The organism is Pseudomonas fluorescens (genome assembly GCF_900215245.1).
GTDB classification, from domain to species: Bacteria; Pseudomonadota; Gammaproteobacteria; order Pseudomonadales; family Pseudomonadaceae; genus Aquipseudomonas; species Aquipseudomonas fluorescens.
On sequence record NZ_LT907842.1, the window covers coordinates 4561722 to 4578150 of the forward strand.

General features: G+C 60.0%; 13 protein-coding genes. 12 read left to right on the forward strand and 1 reads right to left on the reverse strand.

Features of this window, described 5'->3' with window-relative positions:
- Positions 1-18 precede the first annotated feature (18 nt).
- The 12 genes from CPH89_RS21435 to CPH89_RS21485 all read left to right on the forward strand — a co-directional run bounded on the left by CPH89_RS21435 (position 19) and on the right by CPH89_RS21485 (position 15603).
- Complete coding sequence (locus CPH89_RS21435; RefSeq protein WP_053255473.1) at positions 19-1062, forward strand: inosamine-phosphate amidinotransferase 1; 1044 nt, start codon at positions 19-21, stop codon at positions 1060-1062.
- A gap of 13 nt (positions 1063-1075) precedes the next feature.
- Positions 1076-1699, forward strand: coding sequence for a LysE family translocator (locus CPH89_RS21440; RefSeq protein ID WP_053255474.1), 624 nt, complete (start codon positions 1076-1078; stop codon positions 1697-1699).
- An 89-nt stretch (positions 1700-1788) separates the two neighbouring features.
- Entirely contained in the window at positions 1789-3630 is a 1842-nt protein-coding gene (locus CPH89_RS21445; RefSeq protein WP_053255475.1) for a carbamoyltransferase family protein, read from the forward strand.
- Positions 3631-3661: 31 nt separating this feature from the next.
- Positions 3662-3805 carry a hypothetical protein gene (locus CPH89_RS30430; protein WP_167422755.1) on the forward strand — a complete coding sequence of 48 codons (144 nt, stop codon included), beginning with the start codon at positions 3662-3664 and terminating at the stop codon, positions 3803-3805.
- Positions 3806-3831: 26 nt separating this feature from the next.
- Complete coding sequence (locus tag CPH89_RS21450) at positions 3832-5151, forward strand: aspartate aminotransferase family protein (protein ID WP_053255476.1); 1320 nt, start codon at positions 3832-3834, stop codon at positions 5149-5151.
- A 56-nt stretch (positions 5152-5207) separates the two neighbouring features.
- Entirely contained in the window at positions 5208-5810 is a 603-nt protein-coding gene (locus CPH89_RS21455) for a formyltransferase family protein (protein WP_053255477.1), read from the forward strand.
- A gap of 78 nt (positions 5811-5888) precedes the next feature.
- Positions 5889-6518, forward strand: a complete 630-nt coding sequence (locus CPH89_RS21460) for a LysE family translocator (RefSeq protein WP_053255478.1) — start codon at positions 5889-5891, stop codon at positions 6516-6518.
- Positions 6519-6953: 435 nt separating this feature from the next.
- Positions 6954-9659 carry a magnesium-translocating P-type ATPase gene (gene mgtA, locus CPH89_RS21465; RefSeq protein ID WP_053255479.1) on the forward strand — a complete coding sequence of 902 codons (2706 nt, stop codon included), beginning with the start codon at positions 6954-6956 and terminating at the stop codon, positions 9657-9659.
- A 106-nt stretch (positions 9660-9765) separates the two neighbouring features.
- Positions 9766-10482, forward strand: a complete 717-nt coding sequence (locus CPH89_RS21470) for an MgtC/SapB family protein (RefSeq protein ID WP_053255480.1) — start codon at positions 9766-9768, stop codon at positions 10480-10482.
- Between the two features lie 304 nt (positions 10483-10786).
- Positions 10787-11413, forward strand: a complete 627-nt coding sequence (locus CPH89_RS21475; protein ID WP_053255481.1) for a response regulator transcription factor — start codon at positions 10787-10789, stop codon at positions 11411-11413.
- A 6-nt stretch (positions 11414-11419) separates the two neighbouring features.
- Entirely contained in the window at positions 11420-15046 is a 3627-nt protein-coding gene (locus tag CPH89_RS21480; protein ID WP_053255482.1) for a transporter substrate-binding domain-containing protein, read from the forward strand.
- A 134-nt stretch (positions 15047-15180) separates the two neighbouring features.
- The gene (locus CPH89_RS21485; RefSeq protein ID WP_053255483.1) at positions 15181-15603 is read left to right on the forward strand and encodes an ANTAR domain-containing protein; all 423 of its coding nucleotides are present in this window, start codon (positions 15181-15183) and stop codon (positions 15601-15603) included.
- On the opposite strand, the gene dkgB is transcribed toward CPH89_RS21485, so the two are convergent.
- Positions 15600-16418, reverse strand: coding sequence for a 2,5-didehydrogluconate reductase DkgB (dkgB, locus tag CPH89_RS21490; protein ID WP_053255484.1), 819 nt, complete (start codon positions 16416-16418; stop codon positions 15600-15602). The two genes, CPH89_RS21485 and dkgB, sit on opposite strands and share 4 nt — an antisense overlap.
- Between the last annotated feature and the right edge of the window lie 11 nt (positions 16419-16429).

The window sequence follows — 16429 nt, forward strand, 5'->3', positions numbered from 1 at the left end:
CCCCCACGAGGAGCAACTATGTCTTTGGTAGAAGTGCATAACGAATGGGACCCCCTCGAGGAAATGATCGTGGGTATCGCCCATGGCGCGCGCGTGCCTCGGCCGGACAAGGGCCTGTTCGCGCTTGATTACAGTGAACATCACGACGCCATGCATGAGATTCCGTCGGGCCCCTATCCCGAGCAGGTCGTTGCAGAGGCCGAAGAAGACCTCGACGCGTTCGCAGCCTTTCTGGTCGGGCATGGCGTTACCGTACGCCGCCCCAAGAAGTCCTACCACGCCGAGGTCTTCGGGACGTCCGACTGGAAGACCGACGGTGAATACAACTACTGCCCACGGGACGTCTTGCTGCCGATCGGCAAGACCATCATTGAAGCGCCGATGGCCTTGCGCAGCCGCTACTTCGAACCTTTCGCTTACCGTGAACACCTGCAAGCGTATTTCGCCAGCGGTGCCAACTGGATCTCGGCCCCCAAGCCGCAACTGGGGGACAACACTTACCGGGTGAACCCGCGTGAAGGGTCGATCATTGCCAATGAGGAGCCTATTTTCGATGCGGCCAACGTGCTGCGTATGGGGCGCGACATTCTTTATCTGGAGTCGCGCAGTGGCAATCGGCTGGGCTACGAATGGCTCAAGCGCGTGCTCGGTGATCAATACCGCGTGCACGCCCTCAGTGGGTTCTACGACGGTACGCACCTGGACACCACGATCACCCTGGTACGGCCCGGGTTGGTGGTATTGAACCCTGAGCGTATCGGCAAGGACCAGGTGCCGGAGGTGTTCAAGCACTGGGACATTATCTGGGCGCCCGACATGGTCGACACCGGTTATTGCTGGTCCTACCCACGTGCATCCATCTGGCAGGGCATGAACTTCATCATGGTCAACCCGGCGTTGGCGGTGATCAACGACCAGCAAGTCCCGTTGATTCGTGCGCTGGAACGCCATGGCATCGATGTGGCGCCGCTGAAGATGCGGCATGCGCGCAGTTTGAGCGGCGGCTTCCATTGTGTGTCCGTTGATATCCGTCGACGCGGCACGTTGGAAGACTACCGTTGATAAGGGGGCAGTGATGCAGGCTCTGGATTACTACGCGGTGGCATTGTTTGTGATCGCCACCTGTGTCACGCCGGGGCCGAACAACGTGATGTTGATGTCCTCGGGCGCCAACTTCGGCATGGGCCGCACCCTGCGCCATGTGGCCGGGATCAACATCGGTTTTCCGTTGATGGTGGTGGCGGTCGGCCTGGGCGCCGGCGCGATTTTTCGGCAGTACCCAGGCCTGCATGACGGGTTGCAAGTGATCGGGGCGGTGTACCTGCTGTTTCTCGCGTATCAGATCGCGCGCTCGCCCACCACCGACCTCGGTGACCCGTCCCGCCAGCCCTTGGGGTTCACGGGCGCGGCATTGTTTCAGTGGGTCAACCCGAAAGCCTGGGTCATGGCGGTGGGTGCGGTGTTGGCTTACACGTCGCCCCTGGGCGGCTACACCCTGCAGGTGTTTCTGATTGCGCTGTTGTTCTTTTTGTTCGGCACACCGTGCTCGATGGTGTGGGTGTTTTTTGGGCAGTACCTGCGGCGCTTTCTAACGCGGCCGCGGCATTTGAAGGTCTTCAATATCGCCATGAGCCTGGTGCTGGTGGTGTCGTTGATACCGGTCATAAAAAGTCTGCCGTTCGCTCAAGGATGGTTTTAAAACGCATAGACAGTTGCTGTGCCGCTCACCGCTCGACGGGCACAGGCAACTCCACGGATTGGTAGGATGTGATGAGGATGCACACTTAAATGGCTATGTATGTTTTAGGAATATCTGCCTTCTACCACGACAGTGCTGCCGCCCTGGTCAAGGACGGCGTGCCCGTGGCTGCCGCTCAGGAAGAGCGCTTCACCCGTGTTCGTCACGACCCGGCATTCCCGGCCCAGGCGATTGCGTACTGCCTGGATGCCGAGGGGATTACCCTGGATGAGCTGGAGGCTGTGGTCTATTACGAAGACCCTCAGGAGAAATTCTCCCGGGTGATGTCCTCTTTCGCCAGTGGCGGCATCGGCGGCGCCCGCACATTTATCAATGCAATGCCGGAATGGATTCGTTGGAAGTGGAACGTGCTCAAGTTCGTCGATGAGCAGCTTGAGGCGCTGGGGCGGGGCAAGGCGCCGCGCACCCAGGCGTCGCGGCATCACCGCTCGCATGCGGCGGCTGCGTTCTATCCCTCACCGTTCGAGAACGCCGCGGTGCTGTGTATCGACGGCATTGGCGAATGGCATTCGACCACGATCTGGCAAGGCCAGGGCTCCAGCCTTGAGCTGAAAAACTCGATTTCCTACCCGCATTCCCTCGGCCTGCTGTATTCGGCGATGACTTATTACTGCGGTTTCAAGGTCGATTCCGGGGAGTACAAATTGATGGGGTTGGCGCCTTATGGCCAACCCATCTATGCCGACAAGATTCGCGATGAGCTGATCAATATCCGCCCCGACGGTTCGTTCACGTTGAACATGAAGTACTTCGAGTACCTGCGCGGTGAACGCATGGTAGGGGAGGCCTTCGAAGCGCTGTTCGACGGGCCGATCCGCCAACCCGAAAGCCCGATATCGCAGCGTGAATGTGACCTCGCGGCGTCGATTCAAAAAGTCACCGAAGAGGTGGTCCTGGGGTTGGCGACGGCCGCCGTCAAGCAGACCGGCCAGCGCAATCTGTGCCTGGCCGGCGGGGTCGCATTGAACTGCGTGGCCAATGGCGTGCTCAGTCGCTCCGGGCGGTTTGACTCGATCTGGATCCAGCCGGCAGCCGGGGATGCCGGTTGCGCCTTGGGGGCCGCGATGGATTATGCGGTCAAGCGTTGCGGTCGCCCGCACCTGGCAAGCAGCAAGTCGGACGCCATGAGCGGCAGCCTGTTGGGGCCGGGCTTCGACGATGAAGAAATCGCGGCCTTCCTGCTGGAAAACCAATACCCCTTCATTCGCTACGACGACAACGGGCTGTATGACCAGGTCGCCAGCCGACTGGCCGATGGCGCGGTGGTGGGCTGGTTCCAGGGCCGTATGGAGTTCGGCCCCCGTGCCCTGGGCGCGCGCTCGATTCTCGGCGATGCACGCAACCCGCAGATGCAACGCACGATGAACCTGAAGATCAAGTACCGCGAGTCGTTCCGCCCGTTTGCCCCGGCAGTACTGGCCGAGGACGCCGGGAGCTATTTCGATATCTGCGAAAAAAGCCCCTACATGCTGATGGTCGCACCGGTGTCGGACGCCATCAAAACCCCGCAATCGTTGCAAGAGGGCGGCCCGGAGCGTGGCTTGGGCAGCATCAACAATGTTCGCTCGCAATTGCCGGCAGTGACCCATGTCGACCTGTCGGCGCGGGTGCAAACGGTGACCGAGGAAAACAACGCCCCGTTCACCTACTTGTTGCGCAGTTTCAAGCAACGCACAGGCTGTTCGGTACTGGTCAATACCTCGTTCAACGTGCGCGGCGAGCCCATCGTGTGCAAGCCAGAGGAGGCGTATGCCTGCTTTATGCGCACGGAAATGGACGTTCTGGTACTGGGCCATTACGTACTGGAGCGGCCGGGCCAGCCTGCCTTTGTTGACAGCGTCGACTGGCGCAACGAAATCCCGCTGGACTGATCGTGACCTCTAACTTTTCGGAGCTTTTTCCATGCTGAGATTTCTCGCGTTTATCGTGTTCATGGTGGTCCTTCTGCCCGTCGGGTTGACGCGTTCGGTGCTGCATTCCTCACGGTTTGGCCGTCGCTTCCACCAGGCGCCGTCCGCTTGGGATCACGCCGTCAAACAACCGTAACGCCATCGGCCTAAGGATCTGTGTCCATGTCAAAGGTGATTTACAAAAACCTCAATACCTCACCGATTCTTGCGGTGGGTGGCGCCGGGTGCTGGTTGGAGGACGCGACGGGTAAACGCTACCTCGACACCTGTGGCGGTGTCGCGGTGTCGAGCCTGGGCCATGCCCACCCGCGCATCGTTGCAGCGTTCGAGCGGGAGGCGAAAAAACTCGCCTGGGCCCATGCCGGCAGCTTCACCACGGCGCCCGCTGAAGCGTTGGCGGAATACCTGGTGGCGGGCAGCGGCGGCCTGGCGTGGGCGCAGTTTTTGTCGGGAGGCTCGGAGGTGATGGAGTTGGCGATGAAAATCGCCTACCAGTACCAATGCGAACGCGGGCTGCCGAATAAGTCGGTGTTTATTTCGCGGCGCCAGAGCTACCACGGCAGCACCCTGGGCACCCTGAGCATTTCCGGTAACCCGCAGCGTCAATCGGTGTTTGGCCAGTTGTTCCCGGCGGCCGAATTCGTGTCGCCGTGCTACGCCTACCGCGATCAGCGGCACGACGAAAGTGAAGAGCAGTATGCGACCCGTCTGGCCGAAGAGCTGGACCAGAAAATCCGCGCCTTGGGCAGCGAAAATGTCGCGGCGTTTTTCGTTGAAACGGTGGTGGGCTCGACCAGCGGCGCTGTTCCGCCGGTGCCGGGTTACCTGCGCAAAATCAAGGCGGTCTGCGAGCGCCACGATGTGCTGTTGATTCTCGATGAGGTGATGGCTGGGATGGGCCGTACCGGGCAGCTGTTCGCGTATGCCGACGACGGCATCGTGCCGGACATGGTTGCCGTGGGCAAAGGCCTCGCCGCCGGCTACATGCCGATTTCAGCGCTGCTGATCAGTGAGCAGGTGCATTCGGTGATGGCGCAGGGCTCGGGCGTATTGGGCAACGGCCAAACCCATGTCAACCATCCGCTGGCCTGTGCCATCGCCCTGGAGGTGCAGCAGGTCATCGTTGGAGACGAACTGTTGGCCCAGGTGCGCCAGCGCGGCGAGCAACTGCGCAGCTGGCTCAAGGAAAGCCTGAGTGACCTGGATACCGTCGGCGATGTGCGCGGACGAGGGCTGTTTGTCGGTGTTGAATTTGTGCAAGACCGCGCCACCAAGGCGCCGTTCAAGGGCGGTGGCGCGTATGCCGCAGCCCTCAAGCAAGAGGCCTTGGCGCGCGGCCTGCTGATCTACCCCGGCAGTGGCACCGTGCAGGGCGTACAAGGCAATCATGTGCTGTTTGCACCGCCATTTATCACCCGTGAAGACGAGCTGGCGCAAATGGTTGAGCGGTTCAGTGCGGTGGTGCGGGCCGTGGCTCATTAGCCGTCAGGTGATGTATCGCGCGTTCACCCAAATTACGTAGAGATGGAGCAGTGAAGATGCAGACAATCGAGCCGTGCAAGGACAAAGTCCTGCTGTCGGTGTGCACCATGGACTGGTGCGATCATGGGGTGGAATTCGCCAAGACCGTATTCTCCAACCTTGAGGTGTTTTGTTGGGACCCGGGCGATCCTTACCCCTATCACCTGGATAATTGGGAGGGCGACTGGATCATCTCCTACCGTGGCGACTTCATCTTCCCGCAGAGCATTTATAAAAATGCGCGCAAGGGCGCGATCAACCTGCACCCAGCGCCGCCCAAGTATCGCGGGCTGGGCAGTCAGCATTACGCGATTTACTACAACGATGAAACCTACGGCTCGACGTGCCACCACCTTGCGCCATCGGTCGACAGTGGCCAGATCATCAACGTCGCGCGCTTCAATGTGGCGCCGGCCGAGACAGCATCGTCCCTGCGCCTGCATGTCGGCGCGTATTGCTTGCAGCAGTTTATTCATCTGCTGACCGACTACATCCTGGTAGGGCGGCCGTTGCCGGTTTCGCCGGAGAACTGGGGGGAGCGGTTGTACAAACAATCGGAACTCAAGCCCTGGATGGAGAAGATTCGTGCCCAAGAGCCGGATCATCGGTGTTTCAAGTAGTTTTTGGGCAAGTCACTTCAAGCCGCTCGTGGCTTGAAGTGTTCACTGCGCGTTGGCGCGACGGGTAAGAGAGCATCTATGTTCGAGTTTTCGAGTTTCGTGGCGGCACTGGGCGTCTACGTGATCGGCACCGCCAGCCCTGGGCCTGGCAATCTGGCGATCGCCAATACCTCCCTCAATTATGGACGCACGCCAGGCCTGGCCTTGGCGGCCGGGGTGATTTCCGGGTCGCTGTGCTGGGGGGCGATGACGGCTGCCGGTGTCTCGGCGTTGTTGATGTCCAATACCCAGATCCTGCTGTGGCTGAAGGTGCTGGGGGCGTGCTACCTGTTCTTCCTCGCGTGGAAGTCGATCCGTAGCGCACTGGCCCACAACGCGACGATGGTGGCACGGGTGCGGGAAAAACAGACCCGAAACCTCGGCTTCTATTTGCAGGGGCTGGGCATTCACTTGACCAACCCCAAAGCGGCCTTGACCTGGTTCACCGTGACCACTGTGGGGCTCAGCGCGAATGCGCCGGCCTGGACCAGTTTTGTGCTGGTGGCGGGCTGTGCGCTGTTGGGGTTTCTGATTTTCTGTGCCTACGCCCTGGTATTTTCCTCCCACTCGGCGGAACCGTTTTTCACCCGGACGCGCAAATCGTTCGGCCTGATTTGCGGCGCCTTCTATTCATTCGTTGCGATCGGTTTTCTCACGTCACTGCTGTGACGCCGAATGCTTTCCTGAACCCACCCTGAAGAATCCTCCTATTCCCTGTTGGTAAACTTTCCTACGGTTTACTCCTCCGGAGTCGGGGCGTAAACTCCGCGCGTTTTCATCAATAGCGGAGACCCTAAGTGGGTACTTGTTCGAGTGACAGTCGTCGGCCGGTTTCGGTAACCGGCACATACTTGGCAAGGTAACGCGCATTCTTCCGATGCCGTTGTCTCGCCAACCAAGCGAGAAGCGGCATTGCGGCAGCGGCCAGTCCTGGCACCTGCCCGACCCCCTCTCATCGACGCTGACCAGCCCCTGATATCAATCAGGAGGTTACGGACGCGCCTGCCTTTTATGGCCGGCGGGCCAGGCTGACTGTGCCTTTGAAAAGGGCGCAGTGCAGTCGGTCGTACCTGCACGAAGGTTTCCTCGCGCAGGAGTTACACCATGAACCTCACACTGCTCAAAGAGTTCTTCGCCGGTTTCCTGCGGACCCGGCACATTGCCCGGCATTTTCGCCGCCTGGCGATGCTCGAGACCGTGACCGACGCCAACGTCAGCCGCGAAGTACCGCCGACCCTGGCGCAAACCCTGGTGGTCGCGGCCAATAGCAGTGCTGTGCAATTGCTCGGCAAATTGGGCAGCCACACCGAGGGGTTGAGCACTCAGGACTCCGACGCCTTGCGCGTGCAGTACGGCCTCAACGAGGTCGAGCATGAGCAGCCGCTGCCGTGGCAGGTGCACTTGTGGCACTGCTACAAGAACCCGTTCAACCTGCTGCTGACCTTGCTCGCACTGATCTCCTTGCTGACCGACGACATCAAGGCGGCCACGGTGATTTTCTCCATGGTGGTGCTGTCGACCCTGTTGCGTTTCTGGCAGGAGGCCAAGTCGAACAAGGCCGCCGACGCCTTGAAAGCCATGGTCAGCAATACCGCGACGGTGTTGCGCCGCGACAGGGCCAAACGTATTGAGCTGCCGATCAAACAATTGGTGCCGGGTGATCTGATCGTGCTGTCGGCCGGTGACATGATTCCCGCCGACTGCCGCGTGCTCAGCGCCAAGGACCTGTTTGTCAGCCAGGCGGCGATGACCGGCGAATCGATGCCGGTGGAGAAGTTCGTCCACCAGCACGACAGCCAGGCGCGTAACCCGCTGGACCTGGAAAATATCCTGTTCATGGGCACCAACGTGGTGTCCGGTGCGGCGACAGCGATTGTGCTGGCCACCGGCAACAGCACCTATTTCGGCGCGCTGGCGCAACGCGTGACCGCCACTGACCGTGCGACCACCTCGTTCCAGCATGGCGTCAACAAAGTCAGCTGGTTGCTGATCCGTTTCATGTTCGTGATGGCACCGCTGGTGCTGTTCATCAACGGCTTTACCAAGGGCGACTGGACCGAGGCGTTGTTGTTCGCGCTGTCGATTGCCGTGGGCCTGACCCCTGAAATGCTGCCGATGATCGTCACCTCCACGCTGGCCAAGGGCGCGGTGTTTCTGTCGCGCAAGAAGGTCATTGTCAAGCGCCTGGACGCGATCCAGAACTTCGGCGCTATGGACGTGCTGTGCACCGACAAGACCGGCACCCTGACGCAGGACAAGATTTTCCTGGCGCGCCATGTGGACGTGTGGGGCGAAGAGTCTGATGACGTGCTGGAAATGGCCTACCTCAACAGCTACTACCAGACCGGCCTGAAAAACCTGCTGGATGTGGCGGTGCTCGAGCACGTTGAGGTGCACCGCGACTTGCAAGTTGGCACGGCGTTCCAGAAGGTCGATGAGATTCCGTTTGACTTCAACCGGCGTCGCATGTCGGTGGTGGTGGCCGAGCAGGACCAGCCGCACCTGTTGATCTGCAAGGGTGCGGTGGAAGAGATTCTGTCGGTGTGCAACACCGTGCGCCATGGCGAGACCAACGAAGCGCTGACCGATGAGTTGCTGGCGCGCATTCGCCAGGTGACGGCGGCCTTCAACGAAGAAGGCCTGCGCGTTGTGGCAGTGGCAGCACAGCCGATGGCGGCGGGGCGCGACACCTACAGCCTGGCGGATGAAAAAGACCTGACATTGATCGGCTATGTCGCGTTTCTCGACCCACCCAAGGAGAGCACCGCGCCGGCACTCAAGGCCCTGAAAGCCCATGGTGTGGCGGTCAAAGTGCTGACCGGTGACAACGAGCTGGTGACGGCCAAAATCTGCCGCGAAGTGGGCCTGGAACAGCAGGGCTTGCTGATGGGTAACGCTATTGAAGACATGAGCGATGCCGAGCTGGCCAAGGCCGTGGAAACCACCAACGTATTCGCCAAGCTGACACCGAGCCACAAGGAGCGCATCGTGCGCCTGCTCAAGGCCAACGGGCACGTGGTGGGGTTTATGGGCGACGGTATCAACGACGCGCCGGCGTTGCGCACGGCGGATATCGGTATTTCGGTGGACAGCGCCGTGGACATCGCCAAGGAAGCGGCTGACATCATCCTGTTGGAAAAGAGCCTGATGATCCTGGAGGAGGGCGTGCTCGAAGGCCGCCGCACCTTCGCCAATATGCTCAAGTACATCAAGATGACCGCCAGTTCCAATTTCGGCAATGTGTTCTCGGTGCTGGTGGCCAGTGCGTTTATTCCGTTCCTGCCGATGCTGCCGATGCACCTGCTGGTGCAAAACCTGCTGTATGACATTTCGCAGATCGCGATTCCGTTCGATAACGTCGATGACGAAATGCTCGCCAAGCCGCAGCGCTGGCAGCCGGGCGAAGTGGGGCGGTTCATGCTGTTTTTCGGTCCGATCAGTTCGATCTTTGACATCACCACGTTTGCACTCATGTGGTATGTGTTTGATGCCAACACGCCCGACCACCAGACCCTGTTCCAGTCCGGCTGGTTCGTGGTGGGGCTGCTGACCCAGACGCTGATTGTGCACATGATCCGCACGCCGAAAATCCCGTTCCTGCAAAGCCGCGCGGCGATGCCGTTGCTGGTGATGACCGGGGTGATCATGGCCGTGGGGATTTTCCTGCCGATGGGGCCGCTGGCGCACTACTTCAAATTGCAGGCGTTGCCGTCGTTGTACTTCGTATTCCTGCCGGTGATTTTGCTGGCGTACATGGCGCTGACCCAGGCGGTCAAGGGCTTCTATATCCGCAGGTTCGGCTGGCAGTAAACAGCCTTACTGCGTCACACCGTTGGCCGCTGTGGGCGTCGGCAAACCAGCGCCCACAGCGGCCAACGGTGCAATCAGCTTGCTGCTGCATTCAAGGAGAGTTTTTATGCAAGCCATCAACAACATCAACCTCACCACCCTGGTCGACACCTTGGTCAGCCTCACCGCGGCGTTTATCCTCGGTGGCTTGATCGGTTTTGAGCGTCAGTACCGCCAGCGCACGGCGGGCTTGCGCACCAACGTGCTGGTAGCGGTGGGCGCAGCGATTTTCGTCGACATGGCCAACCGCCTGGGCGGTGCGGAAGGCGCGGTGCGGGTCGTCGCGTATGTGGTCTCGGGCATCGGCTTTCTGGGGGCCGGCGTGATCATGCGTGAGGAAGGCAATGTGCGCGGGCTCAACACCGCCGCCACGCTCTGGGCCTCGGCGGCGGTAGGGGCGTGTGCGGGGGCCGACCTGATCCTCGAAGCACTGCTCGGCACGCTGTTTGTACTGGCGGCCAATACCTTGCTGCGGCCAATCGTCAATAACATTAACCGTCAGCCATTGGACGTGGTGTCGGCCGAGGTCACCAACATCCTGTATGTCATCGCACGGCGCAGCCAGCAACAGGCGGTGATGGTATTGCTGGAAGCCGAGTTGGCGCGCTGCAACTACCCGGCCAGCGACGTCGACGTACGCCCATTCGGCAGCGAAGAAGTGGAAATCGAGGCCACCCTTGCCGCCACGTCAGTCGATGGCGACGAACTGGATGCGCTGGTGGCGCGCATCTCCACGTCGACCCTGGTCGTGCAGGCTTTCTGGAGCCCGAGTACCACCGATTAGCCTAGGCGTAACAAGGCTGAAAAAGCGTTGGGTGGTGAAGGCTTTTGCGAGGAAAACTCCTACATATGGTTGGGACTATCCCTTCGATTGAAACGTCGTTTCGTTGCTAAGGTTGCGCCCTTGTAACTAGCCGGCGGCAGCGGTTTGGCTGTACGTGTTCGGCCTGTTTTCAATCGAAAGGGACCAGGCATAGCCTGGCTATCGTCCTTGAGTGGGGACCGCGCCGCTGGTCGGCACTGTCATTTCTCACAGGTACCTGTGTCCCGTGTGGTGTGTAAGTCTACTTACCTCTCAGGGGAGTGTTATGAGCAAAGCGTTAATCGTTGACGATCACCCGTTTATCCGCAAAACCGTCCGCCATCTGCTGACGCTGGAAGGCTTCAGCGAGATTGATGAGGCAGGTAATGGTGCCGATGCCGTGCAGAAGGCCAGGGAGGGGCGCCCGGCCTTGATCATTCTTGACCTGGCCATCCCGAAGCTGGGTGGGCTGGAGGTGATCAGTCGAGTCAAGGCGCTGGGCTTGCCGTGCAAGATCCTGGTGCTGACGTCGTACCTGCCGGAGTTCTTTTCCTCGCGTTGCATGCGTGCTGGCGCGATGGGGTTTGTCGCCAAGACCGGGGAACTCGACGAGCTGCAAAAAGCGATCAAGGCCGTGATGTCCAACTACAGTTGCTTTCCCAGTTTGCCGAGCAGTTCGGTACGCCGTGATGATTTGCAGGCTACGGAACTGGAGCTGGTGCAGTTGCTGTCGGATCGCGAGCTGGCGGTGTTGCAGATGCTGGCGCTGGGGCTGGGCAATAACGAAATTGCCAATCAAATGCTGCTGAGCCACAAGACCATCAGTACGTACAAGACGAGGCTCAAGGAGAAGCTGCGCATGTCGTCCGTGGTGCACATGGCCAAGTTTGCCCAGCGCAATCATCTGATTTGATTTGAAATGACCCGTGCCCAGGTTCGAGGGTTCATCATCCTGCTATTGATGAGCCTGCTTCCGCTGACGGCCGTTGGCCTTGATGAGCCGCATACCCTGCGCTTGTTGGGGCACTCCAACGTTGACGGTACTGGCCCGTCCGTGGTGTTGGGGGAAGCCGACTGGCACTGGTTGCGCGAGCGGCGAACACTGTTGATGGGGGTTTCCGCGCCCGATTACGGGCCGTTCGAACTGACCAATAACAACGACGAGCTTGAAGGCGTCACGGCTGACTATGCGAAGTTACTCGCACAGCTGCTGAATATTACCGTTGAGGTCCGGCGCTACGATACGCGCGATGAAGTGATCGAGGCACTCAAGCAGGGCGCCATTGATTTCCTTGGCTCGGCCAACGGATTTGAAGCAGGTGACTCACAGTTGGTCCTGTCGCGTTCCTACGCCAATGATCAACCGATCCTGGTTACCCGTACCGGAGACACCCAATCCCTGAGTGTCGACCTGGCAGGCAAACGCGTGGCGATGCTCTATCACTACATGCCGCCCGATGTCGTCGAAGCTTATTATCCCAAGGCCCATGTGGAACTGTTTCCCTCTATCTTCGAGGCCATCGGCGCCGTGGCATTTGGCCGTGCCGATGTTTATCTCGGGGACGCCATCACCGCCAATTACCAGATCAACCGTAACCACCTCAACAATGTGCAAATGGCGGATTTTTCCACCCTGGAATCCAACGCTTTCGCGTTCGCCGTGGCCCGCGACAACACTCGCTTGCTGCGTATCATCAATACGGCGCTGAGGGCGATCCCGGCTAACCAACAGATGGACATATTACGCCGTTGGAGTGCTGGCAACCTTGGTTTTCTGGGCGCGGAACGGCTGCACTTGAGCCGGAGCGAACAGCGCTGGCTGGAGAAACACCCGCGGGTCCGCGTGGTCGCATCCGACCAGATGCTGCCGTTGGCATCCTTCACCGCACAGGGGCAATTGGAGGGCTTGAGTGCCGACGTTTTATCCCGGATCAGCCTGCGCACCGGTTTGAAGTTCGACGTGGTCTCCGGCGGTTCGATGCCCCAGCAAATTGACGCCGTCAGTAAGGGCAGGGCGGACATGATGGCGGTGGTGGCGTCGAGCATCGAAGGCTCTGATCAGGTGCGCTTTACACGGCCCTACCTGACCAACCCACTGGTATTGGTCACCCGCAGCGACTATCCCGGCACGGTGACCCTGGAGGACATGATCGGAAAACGTCTCGCGTTGACCAGCGGCAACGCGCTGCGTGAGGTGATCAATCGTGACTACCCCGGTATCCACTTTGTGGAGGCCGGGAACCCCACGGAGGCGATGGCCCTGGTGGCCAACGGCAGTGCCGATGGCGCGGTCAATTCATTGATCTATGCGCGTTACCTCATTGCCTTTCAGTACCGTGACCGCTTGCGCGTGACCAGCACGGTCGGCTCTGATCCTTTACGCATGACGTTTGGGGTCAACCGTGGCGAGTTGGAGTTGTACTCGATATTGGACAAGGCGTTGCTGAGCATCAGCCCTCAGGAAATGGATGAGTTGAGCAACCCATGGCGGTCCGATGTGATCATCGAAGACCACTGGCTGCGCCATCGCAGTGCGATTATCCAAGGGTTTGGCGTGGCGGCGGTATTGCTGCTGGTAACCCTTGGATGGGCGATTTACCTGCGCCGCCTGATACGCAAACGGGCCCAGGCCGAGCGGGCATTGAGCGACCAGATGCGCTTTATGGGCGTGCTGATCGACGGTACGCCTCACCCGATTTACGTGCGTGACCGCCAAGGGCGGCTGATGGCCTGCAACAGTGCTTTCCTGGACGTATTTGGCTTCAGGCTCGAAGCGGTGATCGGCAAGACCGTGACAGAAACCGACACCGGCAATCCGCCGCAGGCCCAGTCTTTCCATGAGGACTACCTGCGGCTGATGGAGCGCGGCGAGCCGCAGATTCATGATCGGGTACTCAGGTTGCCCAATGGCAAGGTGTTGACCATTTATCACTGGATGCTGCCGTACCGTGATGGCGACGAAAACGTGGTGGGCATGATTGCCGGTTGGGTGGATGTGAGCGAGCGCCAGCGGCTCCTGGGCCAATTGCAGGAGGCCAAGGAGGAGGCCGATGCCGCCAACCGTGCCAAGACCACGTTCCTGGCGACCATGAGCCACGAAATCCGCACGCCCATGAACGCCGTGATTGGCATGATCGAGCTGGCGCTTGCCAACGCCGAACAGGGGCGTGCCGACCGTGATGCCCTGGCCGTCGCCTCGGTTGCGTCCCACGGCATGCTGGAGTTGATTGGCGATATTCTGGACATTGCGCGGATCGAGTCTGGCCACCTGTCTCTTGCCCTGGAATCGGCCAACCCGCATGAGCTGTTGACGTCGGTGGCACGGGTGTTCGAAGGGCTGGCGCGCGCCAAGGGCCTGGCGCTGCAAGTCGAGCTTGACCCGCTGATTGATTGCCCGGTGTTGATCGACCCGTTGCGGTTCAAACAGGTGGTGTCCAACCTGCTGAGCAATGCCATCAAGTTCACCGCCGATGGCCAGGTGCGGTTGGGCGCGCATACAGTCGTGGCGCCCGATGCAGACCAACTGAGCCTCAGGTTATGGGTAGAAGACACCGGTATTGGCATCAGTGCCGAGGACCAGCAACGGCTGTTCAACCCGTTTATCCAGGGCAGCAATACCGAACAATCGGCGCGTAGCGGGTCGGGATTGGGCCTGGTGATCAGCCGTAATTTGTGCGAAATGATGGCGGGGAAGCTGCAGTTGAGCAGTGTGCTCGGGCAGGGTACGCGGGTGGATGTGTCGTTGACGCTTGCCAGGGCAGCGGCATTGCCGCCTGAGGTTTCAGCACCGGCCCCAGCCGTGCTGGCTACCCGTGTATTGGACATCCTGGTAGTGGATGACTACCCGGCCAACCGCTTGCTGCTGGCCCGGCAACTGAGTTTTCTGGGGCACCGCATCGTCACTGCCGAAGAGGGCGTTCAAGGGCTTGAACGCTGGCAAACCCAGCACCCCGATGTGGTGATTACCGATTGCAACATGCCCCTCAAGGATGGCTATGCCTTGGCGCGTGAGATTCGTGCGCAAGAGCGTGAGCAAGGTTTGAAGCCGTGTTTGCTACTGGGGTTTACCGCCAATGCACAGCCGGAAGAAACCGAGCGTTGTCGGCAGGCGGGCATGGATGGTTGCTTATTCAAACCTGCCGGGCTTGAGGACTTACGCTCGGCATTGGCCTCGCTCGCGCTGAGCCCAGGCGTACCCGGCGTTGACGGGGTATTTGATTTGGCTGCGTTAAGGGTGGTCACGGGGGACGATCAAGTAGCGCTCAAGGAGCTTTTGAATGCGTTGCTCGACAGCCTGGAAGCAGACCGCGTGAGGCTCCCGTTGCTGCAACGCGAGGTCAGTTTTCGCGGGCTGCACGACCTTGCTCATCGGGTCAAGGGCGGCGCGCGAATGGTCAAGGCCCAAGCGTTGATCACCTGTTGTGAAACCCTGGAAAGCCTCTGTGAACGACAGGCGCGCAGCGCACTGGGGGCTGCAATTGAAGCGTTGGACCAGGCAATGGGTGATTTGCATAAACGACTGAGTGACTACGGCAAGCAGCCATGACTGCGATTTACGGTCATTCGGTAGATTTGGGAGAACTCCTACGTGAAGGGGGAACATGGCTGATTTTGTCTTCTGGATATGTCTGGAAAATGAGCCGCTCGCAATGACGCGTACTGCCAGCCCAGGGGTTTGCCATGCCGAACAAAGCACTGACCATCCTGATTGCCGATGAACAGCACCTGCAAAGGCTGTACATCGAAAAAATGCTCAATCAGTTGGGGTATCACCGGATTGTGCCGGTGCAAACCTACGAAGAAGTCCAGATTCTCACCGCGGTCCCGGCCGAACCGTTTGACGTCCTGATCATCAGTGCGGGGCTTGCCGCGCAGGCCAGCGTGCCGCAGCCGCAGGTACGCCATGTGTTGCTCTACGACCACCTCGACCCCGGCAAACCCGCTGGCGCAATGCCGCCTGTGCTGGTACGGCTGCCCGGAGTACCTGACACCATCAACCTTGAACATTTCATGGACATCATCGACCCACCCGCGGCCGCCACAGGCCTGCGGGTGTTGCCGTGGCTGCGGGAGTTATCCTGCAAGCCGATCGCCGGGGGTTAATCCCACCGCGGCGCAATGCCCTTGGGGCTGGTCAAGCGGTGGCCACGTTCCAGGCCGGCAATCTGCGCCATGTCGGCAGCGCTCAAGGTCAATTGCAGGGCCTTGAGGTTGCTCTCCAGGTTGGCGCGTTTGGTTGACGACGGAATGACCGCATAGCCCAACTGCATGGCCCAGGCCAACGTCACTTGCGCAGGTGTCGCCTGATGGCGTTCGGCGATGTGCTGGAGCACCGGGTCTTTCAGCACCTCACCGTAGGCCAGGGTCATGTACGACGTGATCTGAATGCCTTGGGCGGTGGCGAAATCCACGACCTGCTGGTTTTGCAGATAGGGGTGCAGTTCGATCTGGTTAGTGGCGATGTTCTCGGCGCCCACCGCAGCAATGGCCTGCTTCATCAGGTCAATGGTGAAGTTGGAAACGCCGATCTGGCGGGTCAGGCCCAGGCGCTTGGCTTCAAGCAATTGGCCCATGAATTCAGCAACGGGGATTTGCTCCTCCGGTGATGGCCAGTGGATCAGCGTCAGGTCCAGGTAGTCGGTCTTCAGTTTGCTCAGGCTTTCGCGCAGGCTGGGAATCAGCAGGCCATCGGCAAAATGGGACACCCAGATCTTGCTGGTGATGAACAACTCATCACGCGGTACACCACTGGCGGCGATGGCGTGGCCGACATCGGCTTCGTTCTCATAGATCTGCGCGGTGTCGATGGCGCGGTAGCCCAGCTCCAGGCCGGTGCGCACGGAATCGATGACCACCTGGCCTTGCAGGCGGAAAGTGCCGAGGCCGAAGGCGGGGACGTTGTGGGTCGGGATGGACATCAGTAACTCCT